We start from the raw sequence: 19,617 nt of genomic DNA, 5'->3' as shown, positions 1-19,617 counted from the left end.
TCCTCAGAATCCTGTTGATCGGAGATAGTCCAGACTGGCTTTAACATCCCGCAGGCTGGTGTCGGCATGGCGCGGATCACGCTCCTGTTCGATGGTGATCCAGCCCTGATAATTACGCTCAGTCAGCAGATTACGCACCGCCGGATAGTCGATTGCGCCCTGCCCGAGCGGACACATCACGCCCTGCGCGCAGGCGGTGAAAAAGTCGAGTCCGCGAGAGCGCGCGTCACGCCAGATCTGCTGGTTGACGTCTTTAAAATGAAGGTAATCGATGCGCGACCAGTACTGCTCCAGCGACGCAACGGGATCCATTCCGGCGTAATAGAGATGGCCGGTATCCAGGCATAAACCGGCGACGTCATGCGGAATGTCAGAAACCAGCTGCGCCAGCTCATCAGCAAACTCAATGCAGCCGCCCGCATGCGGATGGATCACCGGCCGCACGCCATACTCCTGCCAGGCAATCTCGCTCAGAATAGTGATGTGCTGCATCATGCACTGCCAGTCATCCGCGGAAAGGCGTGGCGCTTTTTCTGACTGACCCGCATATTTCGCCCGCTCCGGATTGCCGAAGTCGATGATCACAAGATAAGGCGCGCTGGCTCCAGGTGTTCTGGCGGCTGTCGGCACGCTGGCGAGCGTGCGACACAGATTGTGAGTCAGCGTCACCAGCGCCGGAAAATGCGCCTCACTGACTAAATCATCAAAAATCGTCCCCGCCACCAGCGAAAGCGAGTGGGCATTAAGCTGCCGGGTCAGCTCATCGGCATTCACTGGCAGATAACCCCAGGGGCCGAGTTCGATGCTGGGGTAGCCAGCCTGCGCGGCCTCGGTCAGGACTTTGTGAAACGGCGGTAGCCAGGGATTAGCGGGATCATCCACGCCCCAGCTACAGGGCGCATTAGCAATATGAAAGGTCATGATATCTGCCTGTGCAGTGAGAACTGCGGGCAGTATCAAATAAAAATTTCATCCTGGACAACAGTGAAAGTTTCATTTTTTGATAGAGATCGCGTTTAAAAATTGCGATAAATGATAGATTACTATCAAATATAGGCTAACCTGCTCTTTTTACAGGTTTTCACGCGTCACGATCTCAAACGGCACGGTGACCTGCGCAAAATGGTCGTGCTGCTCCGATCGGCTGTGGAGACAGGTATGTATGACCGCCTCTGCCATGGCATCAAGGCGATGACGCAGCATCAGCGTGATGGTGCCGTCAATCAGCGCCAGTTCATCACCCGGCAGCGGACCGTGGCACAGCAGGTCGATCTCCCGGCGCCCGCTCTCACGCAGTGCCCGCACCACACCCTCTATGCCGCCGCAGGGCGCATAAATCATCACCAGATCATCATGGGTCTCCAGCAGTTGGCGGGTTGCCTGATAGCCACCCTCTGACGACTCAAAAGTCTTTAACGGTTCCAGTACCCGCTGACGGATGCCCGACTCACGCAGATAGGAGCGAAAACTGATCTCGCTGCTCTCCTGGCAGGTAAAGCGGTGATCGCCCAGCAGTACTCCGACGCATCCCGGCTCACGCAGCAGATGCTGCGCCATCCATGCGGCAGTGCGCCCCGCTTTTTGATTATCAATGCCGATAAACCCCGCATGCTCACAGGGCGAGAAATCGGAGAACAGCGCGTAGACTCGTACGCCCAGTCGTGACACATCCTGAATGGCGTGACGAATCAGCGGATGGTCCAGCGCCACCAGCGCAATCACATCGCTGCGCTGAGCCAGCTGACGCAGCGACTGCGCCACCGCGTCCACTTCGTGAATGTCATGCCAGCAGAATTCAGGTTCGCGGCCCTGTGGCTGCTGCATCTTAAGCTGCTGATTCAGCGCTTCGCCCAGTTGCTGATAAAATGAATAGCGGGCAGGCAGCAGGATAAAGCTCACGCGCAGTGGAGTCTCTGCCAGGGTCGGGATGGCCTGACTGTGTGCCTGCGTCAGGCGATAACCCAGCTCGCGCGCCGCCGCCAGCACTTTCTGTTCAGTCACGCTGCGAACCGGCGCACGGCGGTTCAGCACCCGGTCTACCGTCGCCACACCCACGCCCGCCGCCTGCGCGATCGCGGTCATCGTCACTTTAGACATTATCCTTCTCCCTGCTGCTATCGGTAGCGTTAGCTGACGGCTACGCTTTTAGATTCTGTTAAATAAGCCATCAACACTTTATCGTGACACGGCCATTTCCTCTCATTTTTTTGATAGAAAATCAGTGCTAACCTTGATCACCCTCTCAAAATGAAACATTCATTTCTTTCTGCATTCTCTTCAAAACATCTATTTGCTAAAACGGATAAAAATCCCACACCGATTCGGTTGATGGGATCACATCATCAAAAGGTTAGAGCGACGACGGCGGGCTTTCTATAGTGGAGTCCTGAGCACCACCTGCCCGTACGTAAAAAAGGAAAAGCTATGTTCCCTTCAACGCTTCCGGCTCCACGCATAACGGATGCCAGCCAGGTTCCACGACTGCGCTGGGGCATTATCGGGCCAGGCTGGATAGCCGATCATTTTGCCCATGCGCTGCGTCGGCATACCCGGCAGCAGATCACGGCAGTCGCCGCACGTGACCCGGCAAAAGCGCAGGCCTTTGCCGACAAATGGGCAATCGGCCATGCCACAGACAGCCTGGATGCGCTGCTGGCGCGGGAGGATGTTGATGCGGTCTATATCGCTACGCCTCACAACCACCATTTCCCCGATGGTCTGCGCGCGATTGCCGCCGGAAAGCCTCTGCTGATTGAAAAGCCGCTGGCGCTGAATGCGCAGCAGGCAACGCAGCTTAAACAGGCCGCCGCTGCCGCGAACCTGCTCTGCATGGAGGCGATGTGGTGCAACTTCACGCCGAAGTATGACGTCATCCGTCAGTTGCTGGAGGATGGCGTACCCGGTGAGGTCCACACCCTGATTGCCGATCATGGTGAGTTTTTCACGCCGGATCATCGCATTTTCAATGCCGACCTGGCGGGCGGCCCAATGCTTGACCTCGGCAGTTATCTGGTGGCGCTGAGTGTGTTTGTGGGCGGCGGTGCGCCTGAAACGATCGTCGCCCGTGGTCAGCCCGTCCCGAATGGCCGCGTTAACGGTCAGACGTCGATGCTGTTTACCCATCGGCACGGCATGCAATCGTTGCTGAATACCACGCTGTTCAGCAACACGCCAGGCTGTGCGGTGATCGCCGGTCGCGACGCCACGCTGGAGCTGGCGGGCCAGTTCTATGCGCCTGGTGATTTTACCCTGACCTCCAGCGACCGGTGTCACCGCCTGCAATGGCAGGAACCCACTAATCGGTATGAACAGCTCAGCCATGAAATTAACCACTTCGCCTGGTGTATCGGCCAGAACCTGACCGACTCCCCTGTCCATTCGCTTGACCAGGCGATTATCACCCTGGCTGCGATGGACAACGTCAGGCAGCAGATTGGCATCACCTTCAATGAAGAACAGCAACTTTAATGTGCCTGGAGCAGAAAGATGAAAATCGCTTTTGATGTGGATGTAATCAAAGATTTAGGCATCACCCGTATGGTTCATCAGGTGGCCGACTGGGGATACAAATATATCGAACAGTCGCCACATCCGCAGATCAACCCGTTTTATAAACATCCTAAAGCCAGCCGTGAAATCATCACCGAGTATAAAAATGCGTTAAGCGCCACCGGGCTGGAGATCTCCTCGTTTATCGTTGTTTACCGATGGTCAGGTCCGGATGAGCTGCGCCGTCAGGCAGCGGTGAAGAACTGGAAGCGGATGATTGAGATTGCGGTTGAGATGGGTGTGCAGGTGATTAACACCGAACTCTCCGGCACCCCTAACGAACCGGAAATCTGTGAAGAGATGTTCTATCGCTCAATGGAAGAGCTGTTGCCGATCATCGAACGTGAAGGCATCCGCGTCGAAATTCAGGCGCATCCGTGGGATTTCTGCGAAGAGAACAACGAAACCGTGGATATCGTGAAGTCGTTCCGCAGCGATAACGTAAAGTATATCTACAGCGCGCCACACACTTTCTTCTATGACAAAGGCAAAGGGGATGTGAAACCGATGCTGGAGTACGCGGGTGACGATCTGTCGCACATGCTGATCGCCGATACCATGAACCATACAAAACACTGTCGCTATATCGTTAACCCGCCAGGCGTGGATGCCACCATCCACCAGCATGTTGGCGTGGGCGAAGGCGAAGTGGACTTCGATACCCTGTTCAAAACGCTGCGCGACACCGGCTTTGCTACCCGCACCCATAAAGTCGGCGGTGAACCGATCATCGCAGCGTCTCTGTTTGGCTATCCGGAAAAGATGAAAGTTCAGGCGATTGAAACCCGCGAACTGATTGAGCGCGAACTGCTGTAACCGACCTGCCGTGCAGTCATGGCTGGCTGCACGGTAATGTCTGTTCAGGACAACAAACGCCCCGCCTGACACACTTTTATTCACTTTTCTCTGATGCCGCGACCCGCCTGAGCTCGCCCCGTTTTAGCACACCCTCGCACAGCCAGCAGAGTTAAACCCCCTTTGCAGCACCTGCTACACTCCAGACCAATACCACACCATAAGGCGAACTTTCATTATGTCGGAAAATGCATATCAGCCCGCAAAAGTCTGGACCTGGGACCCTGAAGCCAAAGGTAACGGCGCGAAAACTAATCGTCCGTTCGCAGGTCCCACCCATGAAAAAGCGTTGCCGGTCGGTAAACATCCTTTACAGCTCTATTCGCTCGGCACGCCTAACGGCCAGAAAGTCACCATCCTGCTGGAAGAGCTGCTGGCACTTAACGTCAACGATGCTGAATATGATGCCTGGCTGATCCGTATCGGCGAAGGTGATCAGTTCTCCAGCGGTTTTGTCGATGTGAACCCGAACTCGAAAATCCCTGCGCTGAGCGACCACTCCGCAACGCCGCCGATTCGGGTATTTGAATCCGGCAATATTCTGCTCTATCTGGCGGAAAAGTTTGGCTACTTCCTGCCGAAAGATATCGCTGGCCGTACTGAAACCCTGAACTGGCTGTTCTGGCTGCAAGGCTCAGCGCCTTATCTCGGCGGCGGTTTCGGTCATTTCTATCACTACGCGCCAGAAAAAATTGAGTACGCCATCAACCGCTTCACACTGGAAGCGAAGCGTCAGTTTGATGTGCTGGATCGTCGGCTGGCTGATAACCGCTATCTGGCGGGTGATGACTACACCATCGCTGACATCGCCACCTGGCCGTGGTACGGCAACATGGTGCTGAATGACCAGTATGGCGCAGCCGAATTCCTGGATGTGCAGTCCTATAAAAATGTGGTTCGCTGGGCGAAAGAGATCGCACAGCGTCCTGCCGTTATTCGTGGCCGCAAGGTCAACCGCGTCATGGGCGACCCGGCCGATCAGCTGCATGAGCGTCATGATGCGGCTGACTTCGATACCAAAACCCAGGATAAAAAAGCGTAAGGAGAGACCTGTGAGTGCATACGTTGTATTTATTCGTGATAACACCCTGAACCCGGACGAAATGGCGATCTACGCCGAGAAAGCGGGCCAGGCGCGCGGCGATCATCAGATCAACCCTCTCGCCTTTTATGGCGAGCTGGAAACGCTGGAAGGTCAGGAAGCAGAAGGTGTGGTAATTCTGGAATTCGCGAGCCGTGAAGAAGCACATGCATGGTATGACAGCCCGGAATATCAGGCTGCCAAAGCGCACCGTCTGAAAGGCGCGAACTATCGCGTGGTGCTGGTCGAGGGTGTAGCTAAGTAAGACTTCAGGCGGCAGCGATGCCGCCTTTTTTATTGCAGCGTGATACGCGCCACGCCATCCAGAAGCTGATGGCTGTGGTCGTCATTGAAGCCCTGCTTCAGAGTCACATACAGTGTCTGGCCGTCCGGTGAGACCAGCAGGCTTTCTGGATGCCCCTCAAACGACCAGCTGTTTTTCACTTCATACGTGGTGCCATCCAGCTGCAGCACCTTCTTCGATTCGCGCTGGCTGATATAAATCTCATTGCGCTTACCGTTAAACTTAATCCCCACTGAATCGCCTGGATCAAGGCGCTGAATCACCTTGCCGCTGCGCTCATCAAACACCAGGGTATTTTTCTCTTTGGCGTTATCCGTGACAAACAGGCGACCGGTTGCCGGATCTTCTGCCATATTCAGGAACTGAGTGTCCTGCCCATCACCTGCCGTCAGGCGCTGCTCGATTTTGTGATTGCGCGGATTGATCACCAGGATTTCACCGCTGCCGTTCGCCGCATAAATGCGATCGCTGACTGGCGAGAAGATAATGCCTGTAACACCTTTGCCAGCATTTTTAATCCGGGCTTTCAGCGTCAGGGTTTTCGCATCAACGACCCAGATCACGCCAGGTTCGTCTGCGCCGCCGACATAGAGCAGCCCGTCATGCAGAAAGATCTCGCGGGTTTTCACCGGCGATCCTTTCTCATTCTTCTCGTCAAACATCAGGCGCTTCAGCACGTTGCCGGTATCGGGATCGATCTTAGCGATGCCACCATCCACTGATTGGGTGGTGTAAAGCGCGCTGCCATCCTGTCCACTGCTCAGACCCGCATTTTTCAGATCGTAATGCCCCGCCCCGGTGCTTTGCAGCGTGGTGCCATCAAGACGATAGATCATACCGCCACTGATATCCTTGCCCTCGGGCGCACTGGCCACATAGAGCGTATTTTTGGCGGGCAGATACGCCATCTCATATAATCCGTCGCCCAGCTCGCGCTGAATCAGATTGTCGGGGCTGGAGGGCTGCATCACCATCAGCGCATTGCCATCCACTTTTTTCGCTCTCATCTGGCACGCCGTCAGGCTGAAGGTGGTGACTATCGCCAGTGCGAGTGCCGCTTTACGCGAGCTGAACAACGCTTTCATAGTTAACTCCCCTATCCATCTGCTGCTCCCGGCAGGCCGCAACACAGCGGGCAGGCAGGGAAGAAAAAGAATGAGAATCATACGCATCACTAAAAAGGGTGTAAACGCAACGGCACCCTGAAGCAACCGAATCAGCTTAATGCGGTATATTTATTGTCCACAGGCGCTTTTCTGTGCCCGTCACTCAATTTATAACCTCGACTAATCAACAACCTGAAGATTATTCTGCAAAAACGCCACAAACGCGGTAATACGAGCCGGAAGCTGGCGTTGCGCCTGCCAGACCGCAAAGATATCACCATCAGGTGCCTGCCAGTCCGGTAGCACCGGCAACAATTCGCCCGCAGCCAGGCTGTGTTGCGCATCCCACCAGGAACGCAGCAGAATGCCATGTCCATCCATCGCCAGCCGCATCGCTACTTCACCATCGTTGGTGATCAGGCTGCCGCGCACTTTCTGGCTGATGCTCTGTTCACCGCAGGTCAGCCGCCACAGGGTAAAATCGCTGTCGTGCTGACGCAGTAAAATGCAGTTGTGCTGCGCCAGATCGCGCACAGTGGCAGGCAGGCCGTGCCGGGCAGCATAGGCGGGCGAACAGCAGAGGATACGCGGATTGGTTCGCAGCTTACGTGCCACCAGCCGCGAGTCAGGCGGCTCCCCAACGCGGATATCGATATCCATGTGCGCATCAAGAAAATTAAGCGGCTGGCTGCTGAGTTGTAACGACAGTGAGAGCTGCGGATGCAGCGCGGCAAAAGCCGAGACGCAGGGCGCGATATGGCGACGGCCAAAACCAAAGGAGGCGTTGATGTTGAGGGTGCCGCGCAGCTGGGCTGTTTCACCGCTGACCGCCTCTTCCAGCGCCGCAAGCTGATCCAGCAGCGGACGCGCGCCCGCCAGATAACGGCGGCCTTCCGGCGTCAGTTCCAGCCGGCGTGTGGTGCGGCGCAGCAATTGCACACCAAGGCGCTGCTCCAGCTGGCTCAGACGTTTGCTTACCGCTGCCAGTGACAGGCCCAGTTCGCGCGCCGCCGCAGTCAGACTATCCAGCGCGGCCAGGCGAACAAAGAAGGCTAAGTCATCAGTGGAGGTGCGGGATTCTCTACTTTGATTCAACAATGGATTGCCTTTCAGGCTCATTATTTCCCCGGAATCGACAGTTATACTGCGTACACAATTCGAACATCAACCGGAAAGGTGCCCTGTGACTGATAAAATCTACTCTATTGCTGTGATCCCTGGCGATGGCATCGGCAAAGAAGTGATGCCGGAAGGCGTCCGTGTAATGAATGCGGCTGCTGAGAAATTTAACATTCCGCTGCGCTGGGAGTGGTTCGATTACGCCAGCGCTGACTACTGGCAGCAGCATGGCAAAATGCTGCCTGACGACTGGTTTCCGCAGCTGAAAGCCTTTGACGCGATCTATTTTGGCGCGGTCGGCTGGCCCGATGTGGTGCCCGACCACGTTTCACTGTGGGGCTCGCTGCTACAGTTCCGCCGTGAGTTCGACCAGTACGTCAATCTGCGTCCGGTGCGACTGATGCCAGGGGTGAAAGCGCCGCTGGCAAACCGTCAGCCTGGCGACATCGACTTCTATGTGGTGCGTGAAAACACCGAAGGTGAATACTCCAGCGTGGGTGGCACCATGTTCCCTGGCACCGACCGTGAAGTGGTGATTCAGGAGACGGTGATGACGCGCACTGGTGTTGACCGCATCCTGAAGTTTGCTTATCAGCTGGCGCAGAGCCGGCCGAAGAAGCACCTGACCTCCGCCACCAAATCCAACGGCATCGCTATCACCATGCCTTACTGGGACAGCCGCGTCGAAGCGATGTCCGGCCAGTTCCCCGAGGTTCGCGTCGACAAGTATCATATTGATATTCTTACCGCCAACTTCGTGCTGCACCCGGACTGGTTTGATGTAGTGGTGGCCAGCAACCTGTTTGGGGATATCCTCTCCGATCTCGGCCCGGCCTGTACCGGCACCATTGGCATTGCGCCCTCCGCCAATATTAACCCGGAAGGCCTGTTTCCCAGCCTGTTTGAGCCGGTTCACGGTTCTGCGCCGGATATCGCAGGCAAAGGCATCGCCAATCCTATCGGGCAGATCTGGTGTGGGGCGATGATGCTGGAGCATCTCGGCTACAAAGCGGCGGGTGATGCGGTGTTAAATGCAATTGAACGTACGCTGGCGGCGGGAGAGCATCTGACGCGCGACCTCGGCGGCAACGCCAGCACCGAAGAGCTCGGCGCGGCCATCGCCGCCGCGCTGTAAATCAGTCCGGCAACTGCACCACGCATTCAGCATGCCAGCCTGGCGGTAACGGCGCGGGCCTGTTGATCACCAGGTTGTGCAGTTGCAGGTTCTCTACCCCGCGCGCAAACAGGCCCGGCAAACCGCCGGGATAGCGCTCTACGCCAAAGGCTTCACCGGTTTTCGGGTCAAGTTTGTAGGCGTTATCCAGCCCCATGCCGGTCGGTGAGTCGGGGTTACAGGGTGGTCGCACGTCATAGTGTCCCTGCGTCATCGGCGACACGGTCTGCCGCATCTGAAGCTGGCTGATAACCACATCGCGTATCCAGCCCGGTTCTGCCGCATGCAGATTAATCGCCCCTTCCGCCACGCCCGTCATGTTGCTGAACTGCACCTGCTCCACGACGCCAGGCGTGATGGCGGGATCGCGATGGCGCACAGAAATATGCAGCGGATCGGCTTTGCCCCAGTGACAGGGCGGCGCATGGTGACAGGCAAAGGTCAGGTTACTGAACAGCAGACGCCGCATTGCACCGCCGTCACGCGACAGAATGCCGATACCCCGGTTGGAATCAAAAATGGTGCAGCCGGTCACCGTGACATCTTCCACATCATCCCAGGTTTCGGTGCCGATTTTAAAGGCACAGCTGTAACTGCGAAGCAGGCAGTTGGTGATCATAATCTGCCGCGCCGGACGCCGCAGCGCAGCCGGTTTGTGGGTGGTTTTAATGCAGATAGCGTCATCAGCGGCACTGAGGTAGCTGTTGCTGACAAACACCGCCTCGCATCCGTCAATATCCAGCGCATCGGTATTCGGCATAGTCATCGCGTTGTCGATAGTGAGATGGTCGATATGCACATGGCGACAGCTCACCAGATGCACCGTCCACATTGGCGCCTGCACGATGGTAAAGGCGGTCAGCGTCACCTGCTCGCAATCTTCAAACACGATAATGCGCGGCCGGTCAGGACGCGGCAGGCGATAACCCTGCTCATCCCGCTCAGCGGCGAACCAGGCTTCACCCTCGCCATCGATGCGGCCAGTGCCGCTGATAGTGATATTGCGCTGGCCCAGCGCATAGAGCAGCACGTTATGGGACTTCTCAGCACAGCTGAGTGCCTGCACCGCCTGGTAGTCAGCCAGCCGCGGACTGGCGATCAGCACCGCACCCGCTTCCAGGTGCAGTTCAAAATCAGATGGCAGATTCAGGCAGCCGCTGCGATAACGCCCGGCAGGCAGGGTAAGACGCCCCCCGCCGGCCGCCGCAATCTGATCCATGGCGCGCTGCAGCACGGCCGTGTCCGGGGTTTCGCCATCGGCGACAGGATGAAAATCAGCAAGGGAAAGGTGCATCATGCGTCTCCCGCAGGATTGAGGAGGAGAAATTCCAGCACGACACGGCGCGGGAAACCTTTGTCTGGTCGCCAGTACGCCGTTTCGTGCGGGATATCACAAATTACTTCACGGCCCCTTCAGTGACGCCGCTGATAAACTTGCGCTGGAAAATCAGAAACACCACGATCAGCGGCATAATCACAATCATTGCGCCCGCCATCAGCACCGGAATGTCGATGGTGTTTTTGTTCTGGAAAAACATCATGCCAATCGGCAGCGTGCGCAGCTCATCCTTGTTGACCAGAATCAGTGGGATCAGAAACTCGTTCCAGGTCCAGATAAACAGCAGCAGCCCCAGCGTCGACAGCGTTGGCCAGATTGCCGGCACCAGAATGCCCCACAGAATTTTGACCCGCGACGCCCCATCCATCACCGCCGCTTCTACCAGCTCTTTCGGCACCTGCTGAAACGCGCTGGCGATCATCAGCGTGGTAAAGGGCAGCGACAGGGCGATTTGCGGCAGGATCAGCGCCAGATAGGTGTTGGTGAGCCCCATCCAGCGCAGCTCGTGATAGAGCGGAATGATAAAGGCTTCACTCGGCAGCACCATCCCCAGGGCCAGCATCGCCCCAATCACTTTTTTACCGGGGATCTTCAGCCAGGCGAAACCAAAACCAGCCAGAATACCCAGCAGCACGCTGAACAGTACGACCGGAATCACCACCAGCACCGAGTTGAGGAAGTAGACGTTAAAGTGTCCCTGCTGCCACGCGGTCACGTAGTTTTTGAAATTCAGCGAGGCTGGCAGCGTGAAGATGCCCTGAAACAGCTCCATCTGGGTTTTAAACGAGGTCATCAGCGCCATCAGAAACGGCAGAATCGTCATCAGCGCCACGATCCAGATCAGCGCGCGTGAAATCACCGGCGTGCTTCGCATCAGTAACGCTCCTTTAAGGCCAGATGAATCAGATAGTTGATCCCTAAAACAATAATCATGCTGAACACCGCCACCGACGAGGCGTAGCCAAAATAGTGCAGGTCAAAGCCCTGCTTATACATAAAGATGTTGGTGACCATGGTGGAGGTGCCTGGGCCGCCCTGCGTCATCACATAGACCAGGTCAAAGGCTTTCAGGCTGGCGATCACCGTCAGCAGCAGCGCAATCCGCAGCTCGGGCCGCAGGCCGGGCAACGTAATACGCATAAATTTCTGACGGCGCGATGAGCCATCCAGATCGGCGGCTTCCAGCAGTGAGGGATCCATACGCTGCAGGCCTGCCATAAACAGCACCAGACAGAAGCCGAAGAAGTACCAGGTCGCGACCAGACCGACAGCGGGCAGCGCCCAGGTAAAATCACCCAGCCAGGAGAGCGCCAGCTGGGGCAATCCGATCGCGCGTAATATCTGGTCGATGGGGCCAAACGCCGGGTTATAGAGCCAGCGCCATACTACACCCAGCACCGCCATTGGCATGATATAGGGCAGGAAGAAGAGAATGCGCAGCACGCTACGTTCGTTATTGTTGCGCGTGTCATACAGAAAGCTGCAGAGCAGCAGGCCGACGCCAATCGGCAACAGGGTATAGAACAGCATCAGGATGGCGTTATTGCCCAGCGCAATCCAGAACACCGGATCGCTGAACATCCGCATGTAGTTGCTGATGCCACTAAACACCGGCAGTGAGGTGCCGTCCCATTCGGTAAAACTGATGCCCAGCGAGGCCAGCAGCGGGAACAGCAGAAACACCGCATAGACCAGCACCGCAGGCAGAACATAGAGGAAATTACGCCAGCTGCTTAAATTCAACATAACCCTACTCGTGGTTCAGAACGATGCTCAGGCCCGGCTGTTCGCCGGGCCTCCGGCTTAATGCTTCAGGGTTTTCAGGTAACGCTGATAGTTGTTATCAAAATTCACCACCATCTGATCGGGGGTCTGACGACCCGCCAGCAGCAGCTGGACGTTCTGATTCAGCTCGGCGTTCATGGTCGGTGTTGCCCAGTCCACGTAGTGGCCTAAACCGTCGTAGTCGTTGAGCGTCAGCCAGACCTGATACGCTTCCGCCAGCAGCGGATTATCCGCTGGCATTTTGGCCGCTTTGTTCGTGCTGGCCGGCAGGAAGCCCACTTTCAGCCAGCGGTTCGCCATGGCATCAGAGACCATATAGTTGATGAACTTCGCTGCACCCTCCTGCTGATCTTTGCCTTTGGCGGTGCTGGTAATTGAGAACGCCAGATCGGTCCCGCCCACCATCAGCGGCTGTTTCACGCCTTCACCGGCAGGCATCGCGGCGAAGTGAATATCTTTGTTGTCTTTAAACTGGCCGAGATACCAGGTGCCGCTGACCAGGAACGCAGCCTGACCGTTCTGGAACAGCGTCGCCGCATCGTCGTGACCAATGCCCTGGAAGCCAGGGAAGAAGTAGCCTTTGTCGGTCCAGCTCTTCATCATCGTGGCGGCATTGACCAGCTTGCTGTCTTTGAAGGTGCCGCCCACATCGTAAATCAGATTATCCAGCGTCTTGCGGTCATGGCTTTCAATCTGCGCCTGCCATAGCGTGCTAAGCAGTTGCTGGCCCATGTTGCCATCCAGCAGGCCGAGCATCATCGGCGCGGTGCCCTGCTGTTTCAGCTTCGCCATGGCACTCTCCAGCTCAGCCAGCGTTTTCGGCACCGCAATGCCCGCTTTGTCCAGCACCGCTTTGTTGTAATAGAGCCCGACCATTTCGCCCAGGCTGGCGATGCCATACAGCTTGCCGCTACCAAACTCGCCGCTGTCTGACCAGCGGTTACGTTTCAGAATCGAGTCCGGGAAGCGGGTAGTCCAGCCGTCGCTGGCGGCATAGCTATCGAGCGGCAGCAACAGCTTATCTTTAACCAGCGAACCCATATCGCCGCCGCCCTGGTTGACCTGGGCGATCTGCGGGCCATCACCGGCAGTCAGTGCCAGCTTCAGCGGAATACGGGTATCTTCAAAAGAGTGAACCGAGCGGTTAATCACGATGCCGGGATTCTGCTGTGAGAACTCTTTAATCCCTTCATCCACCGCAGCGGTCTGCTCAGGGTAGTTGTAGATATCCCACTCATTCAGAGTGACAGCAGCGTGGGCGGCATGAGAGACGCTGCCCGCCAGCAGGCCCGCTACCAGCAGCCGACCCACATTGCGAATTCGGAACGAACGAACGGAAGAAACAGACATTATGCTCACCTTCTTCAGACCAGGGTCGGCATCCTTTCATCTCACCGCCTGACATCCTGCAGGCTGCAGCCGCACACAAACGCACTCACTCATACTTACTTTAATAGAAAAATAAAGTCAAACAGCCTGCCGACCGAATTGTCAGGCTGTGAGCACGCGCAAATAAACAGTGACATGGCGTGAAAATCAGCACGCCGCGCTGGCATTTACACCATTAACCGTGGCGGCACGTCGCCAGCCACTTTTTCTGCAGCAGGAGATGCCAGAGGAATAATCGCAAAATAACGTCCTGATAAAACATATGAAAATCCTATCACGCTCACACTTTTCTCTTTTGACCGGCCGTGAATCTGCCGCCAGCCGCCCTGTTCCGGGCGTGTTGGCGATCACAGTTGTGCATCCCGATGCCGGTAAACATTGCCGAACCGCCTGCGTTAGTGCGATAAGGTAATTATTCTATCTTGAAAACTAAGTCCACTTTCATTAACGTAACTTTTACCTGCGGAGCTGTTCAATCCCTGACCGGTTCCCTCACTCACGAGAACTCACCATGGCGAATCAAGGTGTCATTCGTCCGGCCACACCGGCGGACTACCCGGCGCTCTACCGCATCTGCCTGGAAACAGCCGATGCGGGCGGCGATGCCCGCGCGCTCTACTCCGATCCTGACTATCCCGGCCAGCGTTTTGCCGTGCCCTATGCGCATTTTGCGCCGGACTTTGCTTTTGTACTGGAGCAGGACGGTGAGGTGCAGGGTTACGTGGTCGCCGCGCCGGATACCCGCGCGTTTGAAGCGCAGCTTCAGGCCGAATGGTGGCCGCAGTTGCAGGAGAAATATCGCGATCGCAGCGCCAGTGCCCCGCTCGACAGCAAAGTGCTCGATTCAATACGCCATCCCGACCAGGCCGCTGAGATCCTGGTGACGCAGTGGCCTGCTCATCTGCATATCAACCTGCTGCCGGCGGCACAGAAAGGCGGCTGGGGTCGCCGGATGATTGAGCATGAACTGGCGGCGCTCCGCGCTGCTGGCGTCAGTGGTGTTCATCTTGGCGTCAGCCTGCAGAACGAGCAGGTTTGTGCCTTCTATGCGCGCATGGGGTTTACCCCAATCATGCGCAGCAATGCCATCTACATGGGCCAGTTACTCTGAGTGAGGTAGCCGATGACCAGCCTGCGCTTGCAGAATGTGAAGAAGTCGTATGAACACGTCAATGTCATTCATGGCATCGATCTGACGATAAACAGTGGCGAATTTGTCGTGTTTGTTGGGCCATCTGGCTGCGGCAAGTCGACGCTGCTGCGGATGATCGCCGGGCTGGAGGAGATCAGCAGCGGGCAGTTGCTGATTGAGGAGCAGGACATGACACAGCAGCCCGCCACTGAGCGCGGCATCGCGATGGTGTTTCAGTCTTATGCGCTCTACCCCAACATGACGGTGCGCGGCAACCTGGCGTATCCGCTGGAGGTAATGAAAAAGTCCAAAGCGGAGATTAACGAGGCGATAGCCCAGACGGCCGCCCGCCTGCATCTCACCGAACTGCTCGACCGCCTGCCGCGTGCGCTCTCTGGCGGACAGCGGCAGCGCGTGGCAATTGGCCGGGCGATTATCCGTCATCCGCGCATCTTCCTGTTTGATGAGCCACTCTCTAACCTTGATGCAGAGCTGCGCCTGCAGATGCGCATTGAGATTGCCCGGCTGCACGCCTCGCTTGGCAACACCATGATTTATGTCACCCACGATCAGCTGGAGGCAATGACGCTGGCTGACCGCATCGTGGTGCTGCGTCAGGGCCGCATTGAGCAGGTCGGTGCACCGCTGACGCTTTATCACGACCCGGATAATCTGTTTGTCGCCGGTTTTATCGGCTCACCAAAAATGAACTTTCTGCGGGCGGAAATCAGCGCCACGGGCGCGGGGGAAGTGCAACTGCGGGTGCCGGAACTGAAGATTGAGGGGCTGGTGCTGAAAATCGCCGCCGACTGCCGCGAGGGACAAACCGTCACGCTGGGCATTCGTCCTGAACATTTCCAGCCTGCCGCGCAGACGCCGGACGCATTGCGCTTTCACGGCGAGCTGGCTTATGGCGAGATGCTGGGTCACACCAACTATCTCTACCTGGATATCGGGCGTGAACAGATGCTGGTCGTGGAAGAGCGCGAGGCGACGACGCGCGAGCTCGGAACCCAGGTTGAACTGGGCTTTTCTGCCGCGCACTGCCTGCTGTTTGATGAGCAGGGAATGCGCCTGCGCTAAGGACGCGTGGAAACAAAAACGGGCGCCGCAGCGCCCGTTTTTTTATTTGAGAGATCACTCAGGTGACCGGCTCTTCATCGGCCTGCGCCGCCAGCAGATCAAGCAGCCGGTTGACGGCAAAACCCGCCGCACCCAGCGCCCACATCCGGTTCGATTCCGTCAGGAACTGCAGCGGCGTCATCTGTGGCGTCAGTTTAAGCCGGTAGGCCTGGAAGCTCTGAGTGATGTGGTCGAGCAGAATGCGCGACGCCATGTGCGGCTCCATCGCCAGATAAACCACATCCGGATCGTAGGCCACTGACAGGTTCGCCAGCGAAATGCCCAGCTCACGTCCTGCTTCTTCCAGCACCGCCAGTACCTCAGGCGCAGGACGCTGATCCAGCGCCTGCAACGTGAGGCCTTCCACCGGTTCCTGCGCTGCAAGCCGCTGCAGAATGGCACGCGATGAGGCGACATCCTCCAGCAGACGCAGCGAGCCGTCCCCCACCAGCCCATTGCCAATCTCGCCCGCTTTGCCGTGACGGCCACGGTAGAGCTGACGATTCAGGATGATGCCCGCACCAATCCCTTTGCCATAGGTGGCGATCACCGCCGACTGTGCATTGCCAAGCTGACCAAACACCAGCGCCGCCATTGCCATCGCGTTGGCGTCGTTCTCGATAAATACCGGCAGTGAGAAACGTTCTTCCAGCAGACGCGCAATCGGGACGTTGTCCCAGTCGAGCACTTTAGAGCGAATGCAGTAGCCATTTTCAGCATCCACCAGACCCGATAGTGCCAGACCAATCGCACCCACCCGCTTCTCCTCCACGCCGCGCAGGAATTTCGCCAGCGCATCGCCAAGCTGGCGGGGTGTCAGCGTGCCTGTGGGCATCTGCTGTTCGCCCAGCAGATTGCCGCTGAGATCGGTCATAACGATAAGATTACGTTCCGCATTGAGCTGAATGCCAATCACGCTGGCGCGATCGGGATTGAGGCCCAGCAGGGTTTTTGGCCGCCCCATTGATACGCGACGCAGCCCCAGCTCCTGCACAATCTCCTGCGCCAGCAGGCGATTAGTGGCCTGCGACACGGTCGACATGCTGAGTCCGCTTCGGACTTTCAGGTCTGACTGGCTGATCGGCGCATTTTCAACAATCAACCGCAGAATGCGCGCGGTTACGTTGGGAGCGGTCATAAGTTCCTCGGGTTATCTGGCGGAAGAGGCTCCGCCAGCGTCAGATCGGTAATCGGACAGGCGCCAGCTGCTGCGCCAGTATCAGCGCGCCGCTCAGGGCATCGCCCTGCGGCCTCACCAGCCGGGCCTGAATATCGTCGTCCAGCCAGCGCTGAATCGGCGTGGCCAGGCCACCCATCAGTGCCACCCGCCCGCTGCTCAGCGCAATCAGACGGCGCACCATCAGGCCGATATCGGTGGCAGTCTGATGCAGCAGATCCTGAGCGTGACGATCGCCTGCGTCGGCGGCTGCAAAAATTCGCGGCACTACGCGGGCCCAGTCTGCAGGCGTCGCTGAGCGCGTCCAGAGCAGCATGGTTTCCGGGCTGTCGTCAAACTGCGTCATCAGCTGCTGTGTAAAGGCGCTCTGTGGAATGATCGCCTCATGGGCCAGCAGCGCCAGACGCAGTGCACGACGACCCAGCTCAGCACCCGATCCCTGATCAGAGAGGGCAAAGCCCCAGCCACCCAGCAATGTAAACTGCTCGCCATCCCACGCGGCTCCCTGACTGCCGGTGCCGATAATAAAGACAGCGCCCGGTGCGCCGGAATGTGCGCCCGCACAGGCGATTTCCACATCGCTGACCACCTGTAACGCCGCACAGGCAGGCTGCCAGCTGGCAAGCCTTGCCTGCACCGAGGCGACATTGGCCCCCGCTAATCCGGCAACCAGCGCGGTCTGCGCCAGAGCCTCCGGGGCTAATCCCGCGTGTGACAATATCCGGTCAATCAGTTGCCCGACGCAGGTCAGCGCCGCGTCGTAATCTGACCAGACGTTAGCTGGACCGCCAGTGGCTTCCGCCAGCACACGGCCCTGCAGGTCGGTTAACCGCGCACGACACTGTGTACCGCCGCCATCAATGCCAAGGAGATAGTGTGGTTGCACGCGCTTCCTTCCCTGATTAAGGGTTATAGCCATAATGAGCGAACGATAGGATAAAAAAACTTAAATCGCAATAACAAATAAATATAGCAAAAACATATCGACACTTTTTCCTTAATTTACATGGTTATAACAAAAATCACCCTCGCAAAATGCGCAGCACGTTATTGACATTAGTTTTTCTGTCGTAATAAGTTGGTGGTCAGATTATCAACAGGCGCGTCCGGACACAGGCGGGCTATGCATCATCCGAATTCAGGAGCAGGGGTTTAACATGAAAGTAGGCATTATCGGTCTCGGCTTTCGTCTGTCCCACGTGATCAAAGAGTTCAGCAAAGCCGACGACGCCTTCTCGGTAGTGGGTTATTACGATCCGGCGCCCGCCGGACTGCCTAATCTGCACAGCTTTGGTATCGCGCCCGGCCAGTCCTTTGCGTCCATCGACGCGCTGCTTGAACACGGCGGAATGGATGTGGTGCTGGTTGGCTCACCCAACTTCCTGCATCTGGAACATGTGGGTCAGGCGCTGGCGGCGGGCTACACCGTGTTTACCGAAAAGCCGGTGGTGATTAATGAAGAGCAGACCATGGAGATGGCGAAACTGGTGCGCCAGTATGGCGAGGCACGCATTCTGGTTGGTCTGGTGCTGCGTTACTCCCCGCTCTATCACGATCTGCTGGCGGCACGCGATGCCGGACAGTTGGGTGAGATCACCTCGATCGAGGCGACAGAACATATCAAGCCTTACCACGGCGCATTCTTCCAGCGCGACTGGCGACGTCTGGAGAAGTACGCCGGTCCCTATATTCTGGAAAAATGTTGCCACGACATCGACCTCTACCAAGGGCTGTTACAGGAGCGTCCGATCCGCGTCGCCAGCTTTGGTGGCCGGAAATCCTTTACCCCCGCGCATGCGCCGCAGGGTGCGATCACCGCGGAGTCAGAGCTCTACCACGTGAAACCCAGCGGCTGGTCGAGCACCGACGCCGTCTTCGACAGCGACGCTGATATCGTCGACTACCAGACTGCCCTGATTGAGTACGAAGGCGGCGCAACACTCGCCTTCCACGCCAACCTGAACGTGCCGGATGAGTTCCGCCGTTTCTGTGTCATGGGCACTGACGGCATGGCGGAAGGCGACTTCGTACGAAACTACTTCCGTGTACATAACGCGCGCAGCGGTGAGAAAGAGGTCGACACCGCCTACAGCGGCAACGCTTATGATGGCCACTATGGCGCAGATGCGCTGATGGCCGAAGAGATCGTTAAACATATTAAACAGGGAACACCGCTGAAAGTTTCAGTCGTGGACGCGCTGGAAGCGGGCCTCACCGCCATAAAAATCGATGAGGCGCGCAAAACCCGCAGCGTAGTGGATATGCGTGAAAGCTGGCAAACATTTGACGCCAACCTGGGAAAAACCGGGGCCTGATAGCCCCATCCTGCGGGTCAGCCTCCCCCTCTGATCCCGGGATTTGAATGGCAGTATGACTGGTAACTTCCTGTACTGGCCTTCGGGCCAGTTACAACCTTTGTACTGAGCCAGCTAATAAAACCTGCGCCAGCGACCACGCACTCACCGCACAAATCCCCACAACCAGC

At 57.2% G+C, this 19,617-nt stretch carries 18 protein-coding genes; 8 read left to right on the top strand and 10 right to left on the bottom strand.

Annotation, left to right across the window (positions count from 1 at the left end):
• Window positions 1–3: 3 nt before the first annotated feature.
• Together AC6I77_RS01700 and AC6I77_RS01695 are read right to left on the bottom strand one after the other, a co-directional pair.
• Window positions 4–921, bottom strand: a complete 918-nt coding sequence (locus tag AC6I77_RS01700) for a TIM barrel protein (RefSeq protein WP_008926648.1) — start codon at window positions 919–921, stop codon at window positions 4–6.
• Between the two features lie 150 nt (window positions 922–1,071).
• Window positions 1,072–2,097 (bottom strand): LacI family DNA-binding transcriptional regulator, encoded by a 1,026-nt coding sequence (locus tag AC6I77_RS01695; protein ID WP_008926647.1) that lies wholly within the window; start codon window positions 2,095–2,097, stop codon window positions 1,072–1,074.
• Between the two features lie 327 nt (window positions 2,098–2,424).
• Between AC6I77_RS01695 and AC6I77_RS01690 the strand changes: the two genes are divergently transcribed.
• The 4 genes from AC6I77_RS01690 to AC6I77_RS01675 all read left to right on the top strand — a co-directional run bounded on the left by AC6I77_RS01690 (window position 2,425) and on the right by AC6I77_RS01675 (window position 5,750).
• Window positions 2,425–3,468 carry a Gfo/Idh/MocA family protein gene (locus AC6I77_RS01690; protein ID WP_008926646.1) on the top strand — a complete coding sequence of 348 codons (1,044 nt, stop codon included), beginning with the start codon at window positions 2,425–2,427 and terminating at the stop codon, window positions 3,466–3,468.
• 18 nt (window positions 3,469–3,486) lie between these two features.
• Window positions 3,487–4,365, top strand: coding sequence for a sugar phosphate isomerase/epimerase family protein (locus AC6I77_RS01685; RefSeq protein ID WP_003855643.1), 879 nt, complete (start codon window positions 3,487–3,489; stop codon window positions 4,363–4,365).
• A gap of 217 nt (window positions 4,366–4,582) precedes the next feature.
• Window positions 4,583–5,446, top strand: a complete 864-nt coding sequence (gene yghU, locus AC6I77_RS01680; RefSeq protein WP_003855644.1) for a glutathione-dependent disulfide-bond oxidoreductase — start codon at window positions 4,583–4,585, stop codon at window positions 5,444–5,446.
• Between the two features lie 10 nt (window positions 5,447–5,456).
• Window positions 5,457–5,750 carry a DUF1330 domain-containing protein gene (locus AC6I77_RS01675; RefSeq protein WP_008926645.1) on the top strand — a complete coding sequence of 98 codons (294 nt, stop codon included), beginning with the start codon at window positions 5,457–5,459 and terminating at the stop codon, window positions 5,748–5,750.
• Between the two features lie 29 nt (window positions 5,751–5,779).
• On the opposite strand, the gene AC6I77_RS01670 is transcribed toward AC6I77_RS01675, so the two are convergent.
• Both AC6I77_RS01670 and AC6I77_RS01665 read right to left on the bottom strand, forming a co-directional pair.
• Entirely contained in the window at window positions 5,780–6,874 is a 1,095-nt protein-coding gene (locus tag AC6I77_RS01670) for a YncE family protein (protein ID WP_105099497.1), read from the bottom strand.
• Window positions 6,875–7,075: 201 nt separating this feature from the next.
• Complete coding sequence (locus AC6I77_RS01665) at window positions 7,076–8,014, bottom strand: LysR family transcriptional regulator (RefSeq protein WP_008926643.1); 939 nt, start codon at window positions 8,012–8,014, stop codon at window positions 7,076–7,078.
• A 64-nt stretch (window positions 8,015–8,078) separates the two neighbouring features.
• Between AC6I77_RS01665 and AC6I77_RS01660 the strand changes: the two genes are divergently transcribed.
• Entirely contained in the window at window positions 8,079–9,149 is a 1,071-nt protein-coding gene (locus AC6I77_RS01660; protein WP_008926642.1) for a tartrate dehydrogenase, read from the top strand.
• A 1-nt stretch (window position 9,150) separates the two neighbouring features.
• Here AC6I77_RS01660 and AC6I77_RS01655 read toward each other — a convergent pair whose 3' ends face one another.
• From AC6I77_RS01655 to AC6I77_RS01640, 4 genes are all read right to left on the bottom strand, one after another.
• Window positions 9,151–10,482 (bottom strand): glycoside hydrolase family 28 protein, encoded by a 1,332-nt coding sequence (locus AC6I77_RS01655; RefSeq protein ID WP_008926641.1) that lies wholly within the window; start codon window positions 10,480–10,482, stop codon window positions 9,151–9,153.
• Window positions 10,483–10,585: 103 nt separating this feature from the next.
• Window positions 10,586–11,401, bottom strand: a complete 816-nt coding sequence (locus AC6I77_RS01650; RefSeq protein ID WP_003855657.1) for a carbohydrate ABC transporter permease — start codon at window positions 11,399–11,401, stop codon at window positions 10,586–10,588.
• Window positions 11,401–12,273: a carbohydrate ABC transporter permease gene (locus tag AC6I77_RS01645; RefSeq protein WP_003855659.1), complete on the bottom strand. Its 873-nt coding sequence runs from the start codon at window positions 12,271–12,273 to the stop codon at window positions 11,401–11,403. The genes AC6I77_RS01650 and AC6I77_RS01645 overlap by 1 nt, the downstream gene beginning before the upstream one ends.
• A gap of 57 nt (window positions 12,274–12,330) precedes the next feature.
• Window positions 12,331–13,662 carry an extracellular solute-binding protein gene (locus AC6I77_RS01640; RefSeq protein WP_003855662.1) on the bottom strand — a complete coding sequence of 444 codons (1,332 nt, stop codon included), beginning with the start codon at window positions 13,660–13,662 and terminating at the stop codon, window positions 12,331–12,333.
• Between the two features lie 550 nt (window positions 13,663–14,212).
• Here AC6I77_RS01640 and AC6I77_RS01635 point away from each other — a divergent pair.
• Window positions 14,213–14,812 carry a GNAT family N-acetyltransferase gene (locus AC6I77_RS01635; RefSeq protein ID WP_039660638.1) on the top strand — a complete coding sequence of 200 codons (600 nt, stop codon included), beginning with the start codon at window positions 14,213–14,215 and terminating at the stop codon, window positions 14,810–14,812.
• Between the two features lie 12 nt (window positions 14,813–14,824).
• The gene (locus AC6I77_RS01630) at window positions 14,825–15,916 is read left to right on the top strand and encodes an ABC transporter ATP-binding protein (protein ID WP_008926639.1); all 1,092 of its coding nucleotides are present in this window, start codon (window positions 14,825–14,827) and stop codon (window positions 15,914–15,916) included.
• Window positions 15,917–15,974: 58 nt separating this feature from the next.
• On the opposite strand, the gene AC6I77_RS01625 is transcribed toward AC6I77_RS01630, so the two are convergent.
• Both AC6I77_RS01625 and AC6I77_RS01620 read right to left on the bottom strand, forming a co-directional pair.
• Window positions 15,975–17,093, bottom strand: a complete 1,119-nt coding sequence (locus AC6I77_RS01625; RefSeq protein WP_003855670.1) for an ROK family transcriptional regulator — start codon at window positions 17,091–17,093, stop codon at window positions 15,975–15,977.
• Window positions 17,094–17,133: 40 nt separating this feature from the next.
• Window positions 17,134–18,018 (bottom strand): glucosamine kinase nucleotide-binding domain-containing protein, encoded by an 885-nt coding sequence (locus tag AC6I77_RS01620; RefSeq protein WP_039660639.1) that lies wholly within the window; start codon window positions 18,016–18,018, stop codon window positions 17,134–17,136.
• 271 nt (window positions 18,019–18,289) lie between these two features.
• Here AC6I77_RS01620 and AC6I77_RS01615 point away from each other — a divergent pair, with 271 nt between their 5' ends.
• Window positions 18,290–19,447, top strand: a complete 1,158-nt coding sequence (locus AC6I77_RS01615) for a Gfo/Idh/MocA family protein (protein ID WP_003855673.1) — start codon at window positions 18,290–18,292, stop codon at window positions 19,445–19,447.
• The last annotated feature ends 170 nt before the right edge of the window (window positions 19,448–19,617 follow it).

This window comes from Pantoea sp. X-Soil-ISGK-259 (assembly GCF_059730705.1).
Note: the sequence above shows the minus strand (reverse complement) of the source record. Positions and strands in the feature narration are given on the sequence as shown.